Source organism: Streptomyces sp. NPDC026394 (genome assembly GCF_055567735.1).
In genome coordinates this window covers 78,522-95,996 of record NZ_JBVHPX010000003.1, presented here as the reverse complement: position 1 = coordinate 95,996, position 17,475 = coordinate 78,522, and the positions used below count along the sequence as shown (strand labels likewise).

16 protein-coding genes are annotated in these 17,475 nt (G+C 73.7%); 7 read left to right on the top strand and 9 right to left on the bottom strand.

The genetic code is table 11. From position 1 onward, the window contains the following. Positions 1-156 precede the first annotated feature (156 nt). The gene (locus tag ACZ4QV_RS08780; RefSeq protein ID WP_361149949.1) at positions 157-1,014 is read left to right on the top strand and encodes a Bax inhibitor-1/YccA family protein; all 858 of its coding nucleotides are present in this window, start codon (positions 157-159) and stop codon (positions 1,012-1,014) included. Positions 1,015-1,119: 105 nt separating this feature from the next. Here the strand turns inward: ACZ4QV_RS08780 and ACZ4QV_RS08775 are convergent, their stop codons facing one another. Next, on the bottom strand, positions 1,120-1,347 hold the full coding sequence (locus ACZ4QV_RS08775; protein ID WP_361149951.1) for a DUF4287 domain-containing protein: 228 nt from the start codon (positions 1,345-1,347) through the stop codon (positions 1,120-1,122). A 98-nt stretch (positions 1,348-1,445) separates the two neighbouring features. Here ACZ4QV_RS08775 and ACZ4QV_RS08770 point away from each other — a divergent pair, with 98 nt between their 5' ends. Continuing rightward, positions 1,446-1,760 carry a hypothetical protein gene (locus tag ACZ4QV_RS08770; RefSeq protein ID WP_361149953.1) on the top strand — a complete coding sequence of 105 codons (315 nt, stop codon included), beginning with the start codon at positions 1,446-1,448 and terminating at the stop codon, positions 1,758-1,760. Between the two features lie 49 nt (positions 1,761-1,809). Here the strand turns inward: ACZ4QV_RS08770 and ACZ4QV_RS08765 are convergent, their stop codons facing one another. From ACZ4QV_RS08765 to ACZ4QV_RS08755, 3 genes are all read right to left on the bottom strand, one after another. Next, entirely contained in the window at positions 1,810-2,718 is a 909-nt protein-coding gene (locus tag ACZ4QV_RS08765; RefSeq protein ID WP_361149955.1) for a hypothetical protein, read from the bottom strand. 424 nt (positions 2,719-3,142) lie between these two features. Beyond that, positions 3,143-4,363: an acetyl-CoA C-acetyltransferase gene (locus ACZ4QV_RS08760; protein ID WP_361149958.1), complete on the bottom strand. Its 1,221-nt coding sequence runs from the start codon at positions 4,361-4,363 to the stop codon at positions 3,143-3,145. 381 nt (positions 4,364-4,744) lie between these two features. Further along, on the bottom strand, positions 4,745-5,776 hold the full coding sequence (locus ACZ4QV_RS08755) for an SGNH/GDSL hydrolase family protein (RefSeq protein ID WP_361590906.1): 1,032 nt from the start codon (positions 5,774-5,776) through the stop codon (positions 4,745-4,747). Between the two features lie 308 nt (positions 5,777-6,084). Between ACZ4QV_RS08755 and ACZ4QV_RS08750 the strand changes: the two genes are divergently transcribed. Further along, a complete protein-coding gene (locus ACZ4QV_RS08750; RefSeq protein WP_361149960.1) occupies positions 6,085-7,476 on the top strand; it encodes a cystathionine beta-synthase in 1,392 nt (463 codons plus the stop codon). A gap of 336 nt (positions 7,477-7,812) precedes the next feature. Here ACZ4QV_RS08750 and ACZ4QV_RS08745 read toward each other — a convergent pair whose 3' ends face one another. The 4 genes from ACZ4QV_RS08745 to ACZ4QV_RS08730 all read right to left on the bottom strand — a co-directional run bounded on the left by ACZ4QV_RS08745 (position 7,813) and on the right by ACZ4QV_RS08730 (position 11,253). After that, on the bottom strand, positions 7,813-8,229 hold the full coding sequence (locus ACZ4QV_RS08745; protein ID WP_361590843.1) for a hypothetical protein: 417 nt from the start codon (positions 8,227-8,229) through the stop codon (positions 7,813-7,815). A gap of 10 nt (positions 8,230-8,239) precedes the next feature. Next, positions 8,240-9,709 (bottom strand): purine-cytosine permease family protein, encoded by a 1,470-nt coding sequence (locus tag ACZ4QV_RS08740; protein ID WP_361590845.1) that lies wholly within the window; start codon positions 9,707-9,709, stop codon positions 8,240-8,242. A 66-nt stretch (positions 9,710-9,775) separates the two neighbouring features. Further along, on the bottom strand, positions 9,776-10,345 hold the full coding sequence (locus tag ACZ4QV_RS08735; RefSeq protein WP_361635865.1) for a cysteine dioxygenase: 570 nt from the start codon (positions 10,343-10,345) through the stop codon (positions 9,776-9,778). Positions 10,346-10,356: 11 nt separating this feature from the next. After that, positions 10,357-11,253 carry an amidohydrolase family protein gene (locus tag ACZ4QV_RS08730; protein WP_361590849.1) on the bottom strand — a complete coding sequence of 299 codons (897 nt, stop codon included), beginning with the start codon at positions 11,251-11,253 and terminating at the stop codon, positions 10,357-10,359. Positions 11,254-11,421: 168 nt separating this feature from the next. On the opposite strand from ACZ4QV_RS08730, the gene ACZ4QV_RS08725 reads away from it, so the two are divergent. The 4 genes from ACZ4QV_RS08725 (at position 11,422) to ACZ4QV_RS08710 (ending at position 16,057) form a co-directional block, all read left to right on the top strand. Beyond that, positions 11,422-12,438 (top strand): LacI family DNA-binding transcriptional regulator, encoded by a 1,017-nt coding sequence (locus tag ACZ4QV_RS08725; RefSeq protein ID WP_361149973.1) that lies wholly within the window; start codon positions 11,422-11,424, stop codon positions 12,436-12,438. A 230-nt stretch (positions 12,439-12,668) separates the two neighbouring features. Then, a complete protein-coding gene (locus ACZ4QV_RS08720) occupies positions 12,669-14,201 on the top strand; it encodes an aromatic amino acid lyase (protein WP_361590851.1) in 1,533 nt (510 codons plus the stop codon). 217 nt (positions 14,202-14,418) lie between these two features. Further along, the gene (locus ACZ4QV_RS08715; RefSeq protein ID WP_361616474.1) at positions 14,419-15,342 is read left to right on the top strand and encodes a MurR/RpiR family transcriptional regulator; all 924 of its coding nucleotides are present in this window, start codon (positions 14,419-14,421) and stop codon (positions 15,340-15,342) included. Between the two features lie 115 nt (positions 15,343-15,457). After that, the gene (locus ACZ4QV_RS08710; protein WP_361149979.1) at positions 15,458-16,057 is read left to right on the top strand and encodes a hypothetical protein; all 600 of its coding nucleotides are present in this window, start codon (positions 15,458-15,460) and stop codon (positions 16,055-16,057) included. A gap of 43 nt (positions 16,058-16,100) precedes the next feature. Here ACZ4QV_RS08710 and ACZ4QV_RS08705 read toward each other — a convergent pair whose 3' ends face one another. Further along, positions 16,101-17,471: an APC family permease gene (locus tag ACZ4QV_RS08705; RefSeq protein WP_361149982.1), complete on the bottom strand. Its 1,371-nt coding sequence runs from the start codon at positions 17,469-17,471 to the stop codon at positions 16,101-16,103. Positions 17,472-17,475: the final 4 nt, after the last annotated feature.

Here is a 17,475-nt window from a genome sequence, read left to right as displayed (position 1 = left end):
ATACGTCCTACGGACGTGATCCACCGGGGGAATCGTCCCCGGGCGGGATTGATCACCCGAAGTTGCGGTGAAGATCCTGCTCAAGAACTAGAACGCGCTTTTGCCAAGCCATTACCCTTGTGGGAAGGCCGCGCACGGCGGCCATGGAGGAGTGAGATGAGGAGCAGCAACCCGGTCTTCTCGCGACGGGGGTTCAGCCGCGACAACAACGGCTACGCGGGCTTCGACGCGCCGCCGCAGGCCGGGGCCGCAGCGAACCCTTACGCCGGGACCAACCCGTACGCCCAGGGCGGCAACCCGTACGCCCAGGATGCCGCGCCGGGCACCCAGACGCCGCAGTACGCGCCGCAGACCCGTCGGATGACGATGGACGACGTCGTGCTGCGTACCGGCATGACGCTCGGCACCGTGATCGCCGGTGCGGCCGTCGGCTGGATCTTCCTGACCAAGAGCCTCGGCTTCGCCGTCGGCGCCGGGCTGATCGCGATGGTGCTGGCGTTCGTCCAGTCCTTCAAGCGCAAGCCCTCGCCGGCCCTGATCCTGACCTATGCCGCGTTCGAGGGCCTGTTCCTCGGCGCGCTCAGCGGCGCGATCAACGACGTGCCGAAGCTGGCCGGCGCGCCCATGCAGGCCGTGATGGGCACCATGGCGGTCTTCGTCGCGATGCTCGTCGCCTACAAGACCCGCATCGTGCGGGTCACCGCCCGCTTCACGCGCTACCTGATGATCGCGCTGCTCGGCTTCGTGCTGCTGTCGTTCGTCAACGTGCTGTTCATGGCCTTCGGCGGCGGTGACGGCCTCGGCTTCCGCAGCGGTGGCCTGGGCATCCTCTTCGGTGTCGTCGGCGTGGTGCTCGGCGCGCTGTGCCTGGCGATGGACTTCAAGCAGGTCGAGGACGGCATCGCCTACGGCGCTCCGCGCGAGGAGTCCTGGCTGGCCGCGTTCGGCCTGACCGTGACGCTGGCGTGGATCTACATGGAGCTGCTGCGGCTGATCTCGATCCTCCGGGACTGAGGTCCGCCACCGCGACGGGCGACGCCCGCCGCGGTGACCCGGTGACATGACGAAGGGCCCGTGGGTTTTCCCACGGGCCCTTCGCCTGTCTTCCGGCGGACACGGCTAAAGCTTGCGCGCGGCGCGCCTGAGGTCGTACTCGTGGACGATTGCCTTGGCGTGCCCGTAGGCGAGATCGTGCTCGCCCCGGAGCCAGCTGACCTTCTCCTCGAAGCGGAAGAGAGCGGGGCCTTCATCTACCGTGCGAAGCCAGTCGGAGACTTCGCGGCCGGTGCAGTGGGGGATGCGGGAGAGCAGGTTCCGGTGGGTCTCTTCGGAGAAGAGTTGAGACATCGGCGCCTCCGGACGCGTTCGATGCTGGTCCTTCAGCCCACCGTGCCTGACCGTTGGGGTGTTGGCAACCACCCGGGAGTGGCGCATAAGCTCGGCCTGTGCTTGACGTGACGCCTTTGCAGACTGCCGTGGAAGCCCTCGCCGACCGCCTGCGGGCGCTGCCGCAGAGCGCCCTGGCGCGCGGTGCGGCAGCGGAAGCGCTCGCCGTGGCCCGCGAGTTGGCGGTACGGGCGCAGCGCGTCGAGGAGCCGGGGCGGGAGCCGCGGGAGCTGCCGGACGCCGGGATGTTCGCGGTCGGCGACCAAGTGGCGGTGGCCGGGCACGATTTGGTGGAGGCGGTACGCGCGGCCGGCGACGAGCGCGCGCTGGCGGCGGCGGTGGAGCTGGTGCGGGGGGCCGCGGCGCGCTGCTGAGCCCCCCGGGGGACGGCTGCTTCCGGCCGGATCGTCCGGCGAGCGGCTTTCAGAGGGACGCGATGACGCGGTCCGCGAGGATGTAGACGCTGTCGGTGGCGGCGGGGCCCCAGGAGAAGGTCAGGGCGTAGGCGCCGGAGATGCCGGAGCCGCCCAGCAGGACGGGGGAGCTGCCCGCGCGCAGGGCCGCGGCGACGCGCTCGGCGGTCTCGCGGTGACCGGGCGTCATGCAGATCGTGGTGCCGTCGGTGAAGACGTAGACGTCCAGGGTGCCGAGCGGGCCGGGGCGGACGTCCGCGAGCGGGGTGCGGTCGCGGGCCAGCTCCTCCAGACGGCCGACGGTGCGCTCGTGGTCCCCGACGGCGGGGGCCGGGGTGAAGTCCGGGTGCGAGGGGTGGCGCCGGCGCGCGGCGGCCAGCTCGGCGGCCTCCGCCTCCTCGGCGGCCTCGCTCTCCAGCGCCTCCACCGGCTCCAGGGCGCCCGCCCCGTCGGCGTGCGGCGCGTCCGGACCGAGCAGCGGCTCCAGCCCGGCGAGGTCCGCCTGCCGGGGCAGGAAGTACACGTCGTCGAGGCGCTCGTGCGGGTCGAAGTGGTCGGTGCCGCCGTCCAGCGGGCCCATCAGGGACGGGGCGTCGGCGGCGTCCCTGGCCTCCTGGGCGGCCCAGAAGGCGCGGGCCTCGGCGAGTTCGCGCTCCCGCTCCTCGGCCAGCGCGTCGGCGACGGCGGCCCGTATGTCGGCGAGCGCGTGCCCCGCGTCCGGGGTGGTGCGGGCGGCTGGGATGCTCGCGGCGGCGGTCTGCGCGCGCGCCTCGGCGCGGGCCTCCGCGTACGCGGCCAGGAGCTCGGCGCGCAGCCCGGCGACCTGGCGGCGCAGCGCGTGGGCGGTGTACAGGGCGGCCGCTCCCAGGGTCACGGCGACCGCCGCGGCCAGCAGCAGGGCAAGAGTGATGGCGCTCACTGACGTACTCCCATTAGCAGAATGTCCCCCGACTTCCTACATCAGGCTGCCGCCCGTCGGCGACCGGGCCCAGTGCCGCAGGTCCTCGACCGGGTGGGGATTCGGTCCTCGTACGTTCGGGTGACGCCGCTCTGACCTGCGGTGACGCGGCCTCGTGAGGGGTTTGGTCACAATCCTGGGGGTGATTTGATCGCGATCTTGTCAACCGGTGACCCAGCTCACCGACGGTCGCTCTGCGTACGTCAGTTGGGACGCAGGGTGCGGGTGTGGCGCCGATGGGGGGGACGGACACCGGCGGTCACGGACGGTCGCGGGAGCGTGCCGCGTCCGCGCGGCGGCGGGCCGTCCATGACCGGCGGGCGGGCACCAGCCGTAGCCGCGGGGCGGGCACCGTCCGCCGCGGACGGCGCCCGCCCGGCCGGGGTCAGCTCAGGCGCTCGATGACCATGGCCATGCCCTGGCCGCCGCCCACGCACATCGTCTCCAGGCCGAACTGCTTGTCGTGCCACTGGAGGGAGTTGATCAGGGTGGTGGTGATGCGGGCGCCGGTCATCCCGAAGGGGTGGCCCACGGCGATCGCGCCGCCGTTGACGTTCAGCCGGTCCAGGTCGATGCCGAGGTCCCGGTACGAGGGGATCACCTGGGCGGCGAACGCCTCGTTGATCTCCACCAGGTCGATGTCGGAGATCCCCAGGCCCGCGCGGCGCAGGGCCTGCCGGGACGCCTCGACCGGGCCGAGGCCCATGATCTCCGGCGACAGGCCGCTGACGCCGGTCGAGACGATCCGGGCGAGCGGCGTCAGGCCCAGCTCGCGGGCCTTGGTGTCGGACATGATCACGAGGGCCGCGGCGCCGTCGTTGAGCGGGCAGCAGTTGCCGGCCGTCACCAGGCCGTCGGGGCGGAAGACCGGCTTGAGGCCCTGCACGCCTTCGAGGGTGACGCCCGCGCGGGGGCCGTCGTCCTTGCTGACGACCGTGCCGTCCGGCGTGGTCACCGGGGTGATCTCGCGCTCCCAGAAGCCGTTCTTGATCGCCTCTTCGGCGAGGTTCTGGGACCGTACGCCGAACTCGTCCATGTCCTGGCGGGTGACGCCCTTGGCGCGGGCCAGGTTCTCCGCGGTCTGCCCCATCGCGATGTACGGGTCGGGCAGCAGGCCGTCCGCGCGCGGGTCGTGCCAGTCGGCGCCCTCCTGCTCGGCCCGGGCGGCGGTGCGCGCCTCGGCGTCCGCGAACAGCGGGTTGTGGGTCTCCGGCATCCCGTCCGAGGTGCCCTTCACGGAGCGCGAGACGGTCTCGACACCGGCCGAGACGAAGACGTCGCCCTCGCCCGCCTTGATGGCGTGCAGCGCCATCCGGGTCGTCTGGAGGGAGGACGAGCAGTAGCGGGTGACCGTACAGCCGGGCAGGTGGTCCATGCCCATCTGCACGGCGACGATCCGGCCCAGGTTGTGCCCCTGCTCGCCGCCGGGCAGGCCGCAGCCGAGCATCAGGTCGTCGATGTCCGTCGGGTCCAGGGCGGGGACCTTGGCGAGGGCGGCCTGAATGATTCCGGCGGTCAGGTCGTCCGGCCGTACGTCCTTCAGGGAGCCCTTGAAGGCGCGGCCGATCGGGGTGCGGGCAGCGGAAACGATCACGGCTTCGGGCATGACGGCTCCAGAGGAAGGACGGGCAGGGCTGTGGGGGAAGTTACCCGGCCGTAGGGCGGAGGTCACGCGGTAGCGCTTGTGATGCGGGACTCTTTTCTAAGCGGGTGCTTATCGCTGCGCTCGGCTGGTGTTTGGTGGGGTGGTGCGCCGCGTGTGCGTCTGCGGGTGCGGTGCGCCTGCGGCGGGCGTCCTCAAGCGCCGGACGGGCTTGATATTCGCTTCGCTCGTCCTCAAGCGCCGGACGGGCTGGCCCGGGTGCTGGGTGGGCGGGTTTCGCTTGGCTTGGCCTCAAGCGCCGGACGGGCTGATTCTGGTGCTGGGCGGGGCGGCCCCCGTGCTGGGTGGGCCGTTTTCGGTTCGCTCGGTCTCGGGCTCCGCGGGTCAATGCTGGGGGGTGCCCCGGGACGGGGTGGTCTCCTCTGTGGCTTCCGTCGGCTCCGGTGTCGGGATCTGCCGCCGCCTGCGGTGTTTGAGCAGGGCCCACGGGGCGCGGGTGGCGGTGACTTCGGTGCCGCCCTCGTCCGCGGCCTGCGCGGCGGCCTCGGCGACCGGGAGGATGCCCTCGCGGCGGTGCGGCTCGGGGTGCTCCTCTTCGGGCCACAGGCCGAGTGCGGCGCAGAGGGTGGGCAGTACGGCCATCGCGGCGGTGGCGTACCCCTCGGCGGACGGGTGGTAGTTGTCGGGGCCGAACAGTTCGCGGGGGTGCGCCTCGAACTCGGGGCCCAGCAGGTCGCCGAGCGAGACCGTACGGGCGCCGTGCGCCACCACGCCGATGGTCTGCGCGGCGGCCAGTTGCCGGGACAGGCGGCGCGCGACCCAGCGCAGCGGCTGGTAGACCGGCTCGATGGTGCCCAGGTCGGGGCAGGTGCCGACGACCACGGCGCAGCCCGCCTCGCGCAGCCGGCGGACCGCGTCGGACAGCAGGCGCACCGAGCGGGCCGGCGGCATCCGGTGCGTGACGTCGTTGGCGCCGATCATGATGACGGCGACGTCGGGCGCGGGCCCCGGCGCCGCCAGGACGAGCGTGACCTGCCGGTCGAGGTCGTCGGACTGGGCGCCGGGCAGCGCCACGTTGTGCAGGTCGACCGGCAGTTCCGCGACGGCGGCGAGGCCGGAGGCGAGCAGTGCGCCCGGAGTCTGCCGGGGGCGGTGGACGCCCTGTCCGGCGGCCGTGGAGTCGCCGAGGAAGCCCAGGCGCAGCGGCGGCCGGTCGGTGCGGTGGGCGAAGGCGGAGCCGTAGCGGCCGTCCGCGCGGGGCGGCTGGGCGCTGGAGCCGCCGACCGTACGGCGGGCGAGGCGGACCTCGGTCAGCAGCAGGCCGACACCGGCCACGCCGAGCAGACCGATCCCACCGCCGCCCACCGCGGCGGCGGTGGCGATCCGCCGTGCCACCCTCGCCCTGGACATCGTCATCGGCATAGGCCGGGCACCTCCCCGTGCAGTGCGTGCGAAATGTGGTTTCGAAAGGGTGCGGAACGTGGTGCGGAATGTGGAGTGGCGTGTGGAGTGACGGGCGGACGGGATCGGAGCGGCGGCGGAGTCGGCGGCAGGGCGGGTCGCGGGGCGTGGGGCGGGACGTCGTGGCGGCGGCGGTGCGGAGCGCCGTACCAAGGTGGTGCCCCGTCGGGCGGGCCGTGCAACGCGCGGCGACTCCATGAGGGGCGGGCAATAGGCTGGTCGGATGGGCGCAGGACAGCGCGCCCCCGACAGCGGAGACCACCGTGCAGTTTTACGAATCCATGATCGAGCTCGTCGGCAACACCCCGCTGGTGAAGCTCAGGAACGTCACCCGAGGGATCCGGGCGACCGTCCTGGTGAAGGTCGAGTACTTCAACCCGGGCGGCTCCGTGAAGGACCGGATCGCCGTACGGATGATCGAGGCCGCCGAGAAGTCCGGTGAGCTGAAGCCGGGCGGCACCATCGTGGAGCCGACCTCGGGAAACACCGGGGTGGGCCTGGCGATCGTGGCCCAGCAGAAGGGCTACAAGTGCATCTTCGTCTGCCCGGACAAGGTGTCCACCGACAAGATCAACGTGCTGCGGGCGTACGGCGCCGAGGTCGTGGTCTGCCCGACGGCGGTGGACCCGGAGCACCCGGACTCGTACTACAACGTCTCGGACCGGCTGGTCCGTGAGACGCCGGGCGCCTGGAAGCCCGACCAGTACAGCAACCCGAACAACCCGCGTTCGCACTACGAGACGACCGGTCCCGAGCTGTGGGAACAGACCGAGGGAAAGATCACTCATTTCGTCGCGGGCGTCGGCACCGGCGGCACCATCAGCGGCACCGGCCGCTACCTGAAGGAGGCCAGCGAGGGCCGGGTGAAGGTCGTCGGCGCCGACCCGGAGGGCTCGGTCTACAGCGGCGGCTCCGGCCGTCCGTACCTGATCGAGGGCGTCGGTGAGGACTTCTGGCCGAGCGCCTACGACCGTACGGTCGCCGACGAGATCGTGCCGGTCTCGGACAAGGACGCCTTCCAGATGACCCGGCGCCTGGCCAAGGAGGAGGGCCTGCTGGTCGGCGGCTCCTGCGGCATGGCGGTCGTGGCGGGCCTGGAGGTCGCCGAGCGGCTCGGTGAGGACGACGTGGTGGTCGTCCTGCTGCCGGACAGCGGCCGCGGCTACCTCAGCAAGATCTTCAACGACGAGTGGATGGCGGACTACGGCTTCCTGGAGGACGCCGGTACCGCGGCGCGCGTCGGCGACGTGCTGCGGCACAAGGAGGGCGCACTGCCCTCGCTGGTCCACATGCACCCGGAGGAGACGGTCGGCGAGGCCATCGAGGTGCTGCGCGAGTACGGCGTCTCGCAGATGCCGATCGTCAAGCCGGGCGCCGGGCACCCCGACGTGATGGCGGCGGAGGTCGTCGGCTCGGTCGTGGAGCGGGAGCTGCTGGACGCGCTGTTCGCACAGCGCGCGTCGCTCGCCGACCCGCTGGAGAAGCACCTGTGCCCGCCGCTGCCGCAGGTCGGCTCGGGCGAGCCGGTCGGCGACCTGATGGCGGTCCTGGAGAAGGCGGACGCGGCGATCGTGCTCGTCGAGGGCAAGCCGACGGGCGTGGTGAGCCGGCAGGACCTGCTCGCCTTCCTGGCACGGGAGGCCAAGCAGGCGTAGCGCGGGACGCACGGGACGGGCGATGCGCGGCGCCGAGGACAGCCGGCGTCAAGCGACCGTCAGGAAACGGGCGGACACCGCTAGATGTACGTATGCGTCACGTGCCCGCAGCACGGGCTTAACACTGGCCCGGCACAGTGGTGACGGTGGCGATACGGACTTCCGGAGCGGCTCCCGGACCTTCCGCAGATCGCCTGGACGCGACGGCCGGCCCTGACCCGGTCCGCGTCCCCCGCGGGGACCGCCGTCGTCCCGCCCCCGGCCCCGGCCGGGGGCGGCGGTCCCCGCGCACCGGCCCCCGCACCGCCCCGCGGGCGGGCCCCCGCGCCGGCCGGCTCAGTCCCACCCGTCCGCCTCCCGCTTGCGCTTCCCGGGCGCCCACCCGAAGAGGCCGGAGGTGTGCAGCACATTGACGCCGACGATCCCGGCCCAGCTGACCAGCATCCCGATCAGGTCCGCATGGGCCGCGCCGATCGCGGACAGCGGTATCGCCAGGACCAGGGAGACGGTGGCGAAGCCGAAGCGCTCGCCGTAGCCGCTGCCCGGCGCGCACTGCGGGCGGGACGGTGTGGCGCCGCGCGCGACCTGCATCTGCTGCTCGGCGAACTGCCGGCGCACCCGCTGGTCGACCGACGTGTCGAGCTTCTCCAGGAAGCGCTCGACCAACTCCGACTCGTACTCCGGCCCCAGCTCCTTGCGGGTCTGCAGGGTCGCGTCGAGTTCCTTGCGCAACTCCGGGTCATGGGTAGCCATGCTGCCGAGATTACGGACGGGAGGCGGGCCGCGCGGTAGGGCTTTCCCCCGTATTCGTGGGGGTGGAGCCCGGTTCTCCCGGGGCGGCGGGCGGGACGCGGCCGGTGTCGTTGCGGGTGACGGCCCAGTACAGGGCGGCGGGTACGGCCAGGCCGACGAGCCAGGAGATGTCGGCGCCGCCGAGCGGGGACACCAGCGGGCCGGTGCAGAAGTGGGTCGCCAGGAAGGGGAACTGGGCCAGCACCCCGGCCGCGTACACCGCCAGCGCCCGGCCGTTCCAGGCGCCGTAGCGGCCCGCCGGGTCGCTGAGCGCCGGGATGTCGTAACGCTCCTTGGAGATCAGGTAGTAGTCCACCAGGTTGATCGCCGACCAGGGGGTGAAGAAGGTCAGCAGGAACAGCAGGAAGTCCTTGAACGAGGTGAGGAAGGAGTCCTTGCCGAGCAGGGCGACGGCGGTGCCGGCCAGCATGATGCCGGCGATGTAGGCGGCCCGGCCGCGTGGCGTGAGGGCGCTCCCCTTGCCGCCGGCGCCGGGCGGCCCCGGCGTGCGGAAGCCGCTGACGCCGGTGACCAGCGACATGAAACCGCCGTAGGTGTTCAGGACGTTGATGGTCAGCTTGCCGAGGGCGATGACGAAGTACAGCGCCGAGGCGATCAGACCGGTGCCGCCCAGGGAGACGACGTAGGAGACCTCGTGGCCGACGAAGGCGGCGGGGGCCGCGGCGGCGGCCAGTGCGCCGAAAGTCATCGACCACTGCGAGCCGAGGACCGAGCCGGACAGCGTCCACCAGAAGGTGGCGCGGGTGGAGGTGTGCCGGGGGAGGTAGCGGGAGTAGTCGGCGACGTACGGGCCGAAGGCCAGCTGCCAGGAGGCGGACAGCGAGACGGCGAGGAGGAAGAGCGGGAAGGAGAAGGACCGGTCGTGCAGGAGCACGGCCAGGTCGGCCCGCTCCAGCAGGCGCGCGCCGAGGTAGAGGAAGGCCAGCGCGCAGACGGCGCTGGCGACGCGGCCCAGGATGTGGACGAGCCGGTAGCCGACCGCGGCGGCGACGGCGGTGAGCACGGCGAAGACGACGATGCCCGGGGTGTCGCCCAGGTGCGTCAGCGCGCCGACCGCCTGCCCGGCCAGCACCGTGCCGCTGGCGAAGAAGCCGACGTACATCACGATGACCAGGGCCAGCGGCACCACCGCGCCGCGCACCCCGAACTGGGCCCGGGAGGTGATCATCTGCGGCAGGCCGAGGCGCGGCCCCTGGGCGGAGTGCAGCGCCATGACCGCGCCGCCGAGGAGGTTGCCGAGCAGCAGGCCGATCAGGGACCAGAAGGCGTTGGCGCCGAACACGACGGCCAGGGCGCCCGTGACGACGGCGGTGATCTGGAGATTGGCACCGAGCCACAGGGTGAACTGGCTGACCGGCGTGCCGTGGCGTTCGTCGTCCGGGACGACGTCGATCGAGCGCTGTTCCACCACTGCCGCCATCGGCTGCTCTCTTCCGCGCATCGGCTGTATGAGCTCATGCAGGATCGATGCGGGTGAATGGAAAAATCAATACCCCGGGCCGGAAAAGCTGCCGGGGGAGGCCGTGGGCTCCAAGGGACGCAACTCGTCCGCGTACGAGACGGAGAGACGGCGCATCAGCCCGTCCTCGGTGATGGCGTACTGCCCCAGACGCCACAGCGGCGGCGAGTACGCGTGCAGGGACACCGCGTCGTCGGTGGCGCCGGTGAGGCGGTGGATGTGGTCCGGGCCGAAGCAGAAGGAGGCACCGGCCCGGACGGGGGTGGCCAGGTGCGTGCCGCCGATGCGCGGGTTGGTCTCGGTCAGTACGCCCTGGACGACCCGGACCGCGCCGGACGAGAGGTCGTGGTCGTGCCAGCCGGTGTCGTTCTGCCGGGTCCAGCACAGCAGCCAGATGTCGACATAGCTGTCCCGGTGCAGGGAGGCGTAGTGCCGCTCGGCGTCGGAGAAGGCGACCTCGCCGCGCCAGAGGCCGGGCGCCCCGGCCAGCCGGTCGACGAGGGTGCGCAGTTCGCGCTTGCCGAGGGTGCGGGCGGGGAGGGCGGCGAAGAGTGCGGGGGCGTCGTGCGGGGGTGCCGCGGGGACCTCGGAGGACATGTGCGGGCTCCTTACGCCGGGCCGAGGAGGCGGGCGGGGTTGGCGGTGCGCAGGGCGTGCACGGCGGTGGTGCCGAGGCCGGGCACGTCCGGCAGGGCGTACGGGCGGTCGCTGGCGTGCACCACGGCGTCGATGCCGACGGCGCGGACGACCGCGTCCACGGCGTGCGTGCCGTAGGAGGAGGTGTCGTAGAAGACGCCGGGGTCGACGCGCCCGCGGTCCCGGCCGCCCCGCGCGACGAGGCGTTCGCCGTGCAGCGGAGCGAGGCCCGCGAGGGCGGCGAAGCAGACGCGCAGGCGCGGGTGGCGGGGACGGCCGAAGGCACGGAAGGCGAACCAGGCGGCGTGCAGTTGCTGGAGGTACGGGACCAGGGCGGGCCACCACGGAGGGCTTCCCGGCGGGGCCGGGGGAGCGGGCCCGGGGTGGATGAACAGAGGTTTTCCCAGGTCTTCCGCGGCATCGAGAAGAGGCGCGCAGCGCATCCACCCAGCGGCGTCGGGCAGGGCGGTGGCGGGGAGTTGCAGCCCGACGCAGCCGCTGCGCAGCAGACGCACGACGGAGGCGGGGTCGGGAGTCCCGGCGGACAGGCAGGGCGCGGCCCAGACGCCGAAGGGCGCGGGCAGCGCGAGCGCGCCCTCGTGGAAGGCGTCGAGCAGCGGTACGGCCTCGGCAGGCGGCAGGAATTCGACGCCGAGCGGGCTGGAGAGGCAGATCAGGGCCCGGTCGAGCCCGTCGGCGCGGGCCAGCTCCGTCCGGGCGGTGAGGTCGTGGTCGGCGAGATCGACGGCGTACGGGGGTTCGCCGGGCAGGTGCAGCGTCCAGCCGTCCAGGCGGGGCGGGACGCGGCGGGTGCGCAGCAGGTCGGTGAACTGCGGTGGCCACAGATGCTGGTGGACGTCGGAAGACACGGGCTTCCTCCGGTGGGGGGAGGAGGTCAACCGCTTCAGTGATGCGATTCAGTGAAGCGATTAACCGAAACGGCTGTCAAGGGAACGGCGGGGGCGCCCACGCGCACCCGGCGGCGGACGGACGGAGCAACACGCGGGACGCACCGATGCCTTGGGTAGGCTTCCGGCATGGCCAGGCCCCGTAAGCGCACCACTCTCCGCGAGGTGGCCGAGGCCACCGGGCTCTCCACCGCCGCCGTCTCCTACGCCCTGCGCGGTACGCACGTCTCCAAGGAGACCGAGGAACGGGTGCGCAAGGCCGCCGCCGAACTCGGCTACGAGGCGGACCCCATCGCCCGCGCCCTGGCCAGCGGCCGGACGAGCATGGTCGGCGTGCTGGCCGGCGACCTCCAGGACCTGTGGCAGCAGCAACTGATGGCGGCGATAGGGCGGGAACTGCTCGCGGGCGACCGCTACGCCCTGATCCTTGACGCGGGCGGCGACCCGCAGCGCGAACTCGCCCTGGCCAAACAGCTCCGCGACCAGCGCGTGGACGGCCTGCTGGTGTCGCCGGTCGACCCCTCGGCGGCGGGCTGGGCGCAGATCGCCGAGGCGGTGCCGGTGGTCTCCATCGGGGACTCGCTGCGCCGCGCCCGTACGGCGGGCGAGGTGCTGTTCGACAACCGCGCCGGGATCGACGCCGTACTGGAGTACCTGGTGGGGCTGGGGCACCGGCGGGTCACCGTCCTGACGCCGACCGGCCCGTCCACCCCCGACCGGCCCGCCGACGTGTACGTACGGGAAGCGGCCGGACGCCTCGGCATCACCGCCGAAGTCCTGCCGTGCGCCCAGGAACTGGGCGAGGCGACGGCGGTCGCGCGGCGTGTGCTGGGCGGCGGCGGACCGGGCGGGGCGACGCCGACGGCGGTGTTCTGCTTCTCCGACTCGATCGCGTACGGGGTCTACGCGGCGGCGGCCGAGGCGTCGCTGGCCGTCGGCCGGAACGTCTCGGTGGTCGGCTTCGACGACCACCCCGTCTCCCGGGTGCTCACCCCGCCCCTGACGACACTGGACTGGGGACTCGCCGGCATCGCCGAGGAGGCGGCGCGGCTGGCCGTCGCGGCCATCGAGGGGCGGCGCGTCCGGCGCAAGCGGATGCTGTGCGCGCCGCGGCTGAGCGAGCGGGGGTCGGCGGTACGAGTCTGAGGGCGCCCGGGACGCCGACGACTCTCCGCGACACCGACGACTCTCCGCGACACCGATGACTCCCAGGGACACCGACGACTCCCCGGGACACCGGCGACTCTCCGGGGCCCGTGGCGCCTCGGACCCCCGTGGCGCGGGCTCCGCGTCCCCGCGGTCTTGCCCGACTGTATATCGTCATGCAGAGTCATCAGTGAGTGAATAAGGGCTGTCGGGGAAGGGAGCCGCGCACCATGCCGTCCCGGACTCTGGACCAGGGCGGACGGCCCGGCCGTACGCCTGCCGCGGCGCGTTCCGCCGGGGCCGTGCCCACGGTCGCCCTCGAAGGGCGCGGTCTCGGCGTGGCCGGGATCGCCGCGCTCGCGGACGGTACGGCCCGGCCCGCCGCCCTGCGCGCCGAAGACCTCGCCTGCGCCGAGGCGTCCTGGACGACCGCCCGCCGCCTCGCCGCCACCGGCCGGGTCTACGGCCGCAGTACCGGCGTCGGCGCCAACCGCACCGAGGACGTGGCCGTCGCCGACGACGGGCACGGTCTGCGTCTGCTGCGCAGCCACGCCGGGGCGATCGGCGACCCGTTGCCCGCCCGTGAGGTGCGCGCCATGCTCGCCGTACGCGCCAACCAGTTGCTGGCGGGCGGCGCGGGACTGCGCCCCGCGGTGATCACCGCGCTGGTCCGGGCGCTGGAGACCGGCGCGTACCCGGTCGTCAACGAGTACGGGGCGGTCGGCACCGGAGACCTGGCCGCGCTCGCGCAGACCGGGCTGGCGCTCGCCGGTGAGCACCCCTGGGTGACGCCGGGCGGCGGCCCGGCCCCCGCCCCTCTCGCCCTGGACGGCAACGACGCGCTCGCCTTCATCAGCAGCAACGCACTCACCCTCGGCCAGGCCGCACTCGCCCTGGACGGACTGCGCCGCCTGCTGGCCGCCGCGCTGCCGGTCGCCGCGCTCTCCCTGCTCGCGGTCGGCGGCTCCCACGAGCCGTTCGCCGCGCCGGTCGTACAGGCCCGCCCGCACCCCGGATCGGCCGCCGTCGCCGCCCGGATGCGGGAACTGACCGGTGCCCCCGCCCGGCCCGCGCCGCCGCTGGGCCGCATTCAGGACCCGTACGGCTTCCGCTGCATCCCGCAGATCCACGGCCCCGCGCTGGAGGCCGCCGACGCCCTCGACCGGGTCCTGGCCGTCGAGGTGAACGCCGCGGCCGAGAATCCGCTCATCAGCGTGGCGGACCAGGCGGCCTACCACCACGGCAACTTCTACGCCGCCCACCCGGTCCTCGCGCTCGACGGCTTCCGGCTCGCCGTGCTCCAGACCGCGCTGCTGTCCGCCGCCCGCCTCGCCGCGCTCTCCGAGCCGGACCTCACCCGGCTGCGGCCGTTCCTCGGCGACCAGGCGCCGGCCAGCTCCGGCGTGATGATCCTCGAATACGCGGCCGGGGCCGCCCTCGGCGAGCTGCGGGCCGCCTCGCAGCCCGCGTCCCTCGGGCACGCGGTCCTCTCCCGCGGCGTCGAGGAGCAGGCCAGCTTCGCGTCGCTCGGCGCCCGCCAGACGCTGCGCGCCTGCGTCACGTACCGGCGGGTGCTCGCCTGCGAACTCGTCGCGGCCGTACGGGCGTTGCGGATGCGGTCGCTGGAGCCCGAGCCGGACGTGCCGGCGGCCCGCGCCTTCTCCCTGGCCGCCGGGGCGCTGGACGCGCGGATGGCGGACCGGCCGCTGACGGAGGACGTGGCGGTGGCGGAGGGGCTGTTGGACGGGCTGGCCGCGCTGTGAGCCGGGGCGGAAGGGCCGGAGAAGGCGGCGGAACGGGCAACGGGGACGGCGGCCGGGACAGCGGCGGGGACGGCGGCGGGCAATGGAACGGGGAACGCGCCCCGATTACGTACAGTCGGGCGGCGGGACGGGACCCGCGCGGTACAGCGCCGCCCCGCACGACCAGGAACGACACGAAGGCCGGCAGCACGGCCGCGAACACGGCCGGGAGGCAGCGATGAACGGGGACGGCGGCGAGGACCGTGGCGGTACGGCGGCGGAAGCGGAAGAGGGCCTGCGGGGGACGCCGGAGTCCGGTCCCGGAGCGGACACCGGCGCGGCGGCGCGCCTGCAGAAGCTCTTCGAAGGGCACCGCCTCACCCCGACCCAGCGGCGCATCGCGCACTGCATGGTGCGCCGGGCCGCCGACGCGCCCTTCCTCTCCAGCGTCGAACTGGCCGAACTGGCCGGGGTCAGCCAGCCCTCGGTGACCCGCTTCGCGGTCGCCCTCGGCTTCGACGGCTACCCGGCGCTGCGCAAACACCTGCGCGAGGTCGCGCCCGCCGCGGCGGCGCGCGGCACCGGGACGTACAACGAGTACCAGCAGGCCGTACAGGCCGAGATCGACAACCTGCGGCACCTCGCGGCGGTGCTGGCCGACCCGGGCCCGGTGGTCCGGGCGGGCCGGCTCTTCGCGGCCTCCCGGCCCCTGCCGGTCCTCGGCCTGCGGGCGGCGACCGCGCAGGCCGCCGGTTTCGCGTACTTCGCGCGCAAGGTGCACCCGGACGTCCGGCTGCTCGACGAGGGCGGCACGATGCTCACCGACCGCATCGACGCGGCGGTGAAGGCGGGCGCGGGCACCCTGCTGTGCTTCGCGCTGCCGCGCCACCCGCGCGAGGTGGTGGACGCCCTGGAGTACGCGCGCGCCGCCGGTCTGACCGTCGTGACGGTCGCGGACAGCGCCTTCGCGCCGGTCGCCCGCCACACCGACCTGCTGCTGCCCGCCGCGGTCGGCACCGGCCTCGCCTTCGACACGGCCTGCGCGCCGATGCTGCTCGGCCGGGTGCTGCTGGAGGCGATGTGCGACGCGCTGCCGGACGCGCAGGCGCGACTGGAGGAGTTCGACGCGAAGGCCGCCGAGCGGGGGCTGTTCGTGGAGTGAGCCGCCGGCGCAGCTCCGGCACCCCCTTCGGCCTCACGGAATTCTCAGACGGGCTGGCTACCATCCGCCGCCGTGACGGGGATCCGTAGCCGGATCGTGGAGCGAGGAGGTTGTCGTGGGTCGCGGGGCTGTTGCGCTGGCGCGGGTGGCGGTGCTGGTACGGGCGCCGGCCGGGTGGCTGTGGTGGCCGGGTGTGCTGGCCGCGGGGGCGGGCGTGCTGGTGCCCGGACTGACCGGGCGGCGGATCGGGGTCTACGCCGGGGCGGCGCTGTTCGTCGTCGCGGCATACGTGGTCTTCGCGGTGCGCCGCAAGCGGTACGCGCACCTGGCGAAGGCGGCGTCCCGGGCCGGCAAGACGGCGATCCTCCAGGACCGTGCCGTGACGCTGCGGGTCTGGCGGCGGGCCCACCGCTGGTGGCTGCTGCTTGCCTTCCTGGCGGCGGCCGGCTCGTCGTTCGCGCTGCCCGCGGCGGGCGGGATGCTGCTGGCCGGGGCGGGGCTCGGGCTGTGGGCCAAGGCGCTGTGGCTGGGCCGCTGGGAGCGGGACCACGACGCGCTGTTGTGGGTCCGTACGGAGGCGGCCGTACGCGGCGGGCCCGCCGGGCGGGACGTCCGCGGCCATCTGACGACGGGCGTGGCGGCCAAGGACGCGCGTCCGGGCGGGGCGAGGGCGGCCCGGCCGAAGGCGGCCGGGCGGAAGGCCGCAAAGGTCTGACGGCTGCGCCGGCTGGTCCTGGGGCCGTCCGACGGCTGGGGATTCACTCCCCCCGCACGCGCAGGACGAGCTGGTTCACGCCCCACAGGGCGATGCCGATCACCACCAGCACGGCGGCCCGTACGTACACCTCCAGCGGCCGGTCGGCGAGCGGACCGGCCAGCGCGAGGGCCCCGGCGGCGCCGAGCACCGGCAGGACGGTGGGCGTACGGAAGTGGTGGTGCGGCACCCGGTCGCGGCGCAGCACCAGCACCGCCACGTTGACGACCGCGAAGACGCACAGCAGCAGGAAGGCCGTCGTGTCGCCGAGCCCCTCGATCTCGCCGGTGAGGACCAGGCCCAGGGCCAGCACCGTGGTCAGGGCGATGCCGACGACGGGCGTGCGGCGGCCCGGCAGGACGCGGGCCACGGCGCGCGGCAGGATGCGCTCGTTGGCCATGCCGTAGCACAGCCGGGAGGCCATCATCAGGTTGATCAGCGCGGAGTTGGTGACCGCGCACAGCGCCATCAGCGCGAACACCGTCGGCGGGAACGTCGCGCCGCCCGCGTGCACCACCTCCAGCAGCGGCGCCGACGACTCCTGGAGCCGCCGGTGGTCGACGAGCAGCGACGAGACCAGGGCCACCAGGATGTAGACGGTGCCGGTGATCCCCACCCCGAGGAAGATCGCGCGGGGGAAGCTGCGGCCGGGGTGCGCGGTCTCCTCCGCCATGTTCACCGAGTCCTCGAAGCCGACGAAGGCGAAGAAGGCGAGCCCGGTGGCGCCCAGCACGCCGGTCAGCACCGCGAAGCCGGTGCCGCCGGTGTCCAGCTCGGCCAGCCGCGCCGGCTCCCCGCCGCCCGTCCAGACCGCGTACACCCCCAGCCCGATGATGACCAGCAGGCCGGACACCTCGACCAGGGTCAGCACCACGTTCGTCTTCACCGACTCCGCCACACCGCGCAGGTTCAGCGCGGCCAGCGCCAGGACGAACACCACCGCCACCAGGGTCGGCGGCAGGTCGGCGAAGGCGCGCAGGTAGTCGCCGCTGAAGGCGCGGGCCGCGGCGCTCGCCGAGGACAGGCCCGAGCACATCACCATGAAGGCGACGAGGAACGTCAGGAACGGCACCCGGAACGCCTTCTGGGTGTAGAGCGCGGCCCCCGCCGCCTTCGGGTACTTGCCGACCAGCTCCACGTACGAGGCGGCGGTCAGCGCGGCGATCCCGAAGCCGATCACGAAGGGCAGCCACAGGGCGCCGCCGACCTTGCCCGCGACCTTGCCGGTGACGGCGTACACGCCGGTGCCGAGGATGTCCCCGACCACCAGCAGGACCAGCAGTTTGGGACCGATGGCGCGGCGCAGGGGGGTGTCGGAAGCGCTCGGGCCGCTCGGGTCGGCCGGTCCCGGGGAGTCCGTGGAGGGGGTCTGCATGAGC

What these genes read in the sequence shown, in the direction of transcription:
- ACZ4QV_RS08745 (WP_361590843.1), bottom strand. Translation starts at nt 8,229, where the DNA reads ATGGCTACCCATGACCCGGAGTTGCGCAAGGAACTCGACGCGACCCTG.
- ACZ4QV_RS08735 (WP_361635865.1), bottom strand. Translation starts at nt 10,345, where the DNA reads ATGTCCTCCGAGGTCCCCGCGGCACCCCCGCACGACGCCCCCGCACTC.
- ACZ4QV_RS08740 (WP_361590845.1), bottom strand. Translation starts at nt 9,709, where the DNA reads ATGGCGGCAGTGGTGGAACAGCGCTCGATCGACGTCGTCCCGGACGAC.
- ACZ4QV_RS08725 (WP_361149973.1), top strand. Translation starts at nt 11,422, where the DNA reads ATGGCCAGGCCCCGTAAGCGCACCACTCTCCGCGAGGTGGCCGAGGCC.
- ACZ4QV_RS08775 (WP_361149951.1), bottom strand. Translation starts at nt 1,347, where the DNA reads ATGTCTCAACTCTTCTCCGAAGAGACCCACCGGAACCTGCTCTCCCGC.
- ACZ4QV_RS08720 (WP_361590851.1), top strand. Translation starts at nt 12,669, where the DNA reads ATGCCGTCCCGGACTCTGGACCAGGGCGGACGGCCCGGCCGTACGCCT.
- ACZ4QV_RS08715 (WP_361616474.1), top strand. Translation starts at nt 14,419, where the DNA reads ATGAACGGGGACGGCGGCGAGGACCGTGGCGGTACGGCGGCGGAAGCG.
- ACZ4QV_RS08755 (WP_361590906.1), bottom strand. Translation starts at nt 5,776, where the DNA reads ATGACGATGTCCAGGGCGAGGGTGGCACGGCGGATCGCCACCGCCGCC.
- ACZ4QV_RS08760 (WP_361149958.1), bottom strand. Translation starts at nt 4,363, where the DNA reads ATGCCCGAAGCCGTGATCGTTTCCGCTGCCCGCACCCCGATCGGCCGC.
- ACZ4QV_RS08780 (WP_361149949.1), top strand. Translation starts at nt 157, where the DNA reads ATGAGGAGCAGCAACCCGGTCTTCTCGCGACGGGGGTTCAGCCGCGAC.
- ACZ4QV_RS08705 (WP_361149982.1), bottom strand. Translation starts at nt 17,471, where the DNA reads ATGCAGACCCCCTCCACGGACTCCCCGGGACCGGCCGACCCGAGCGGC.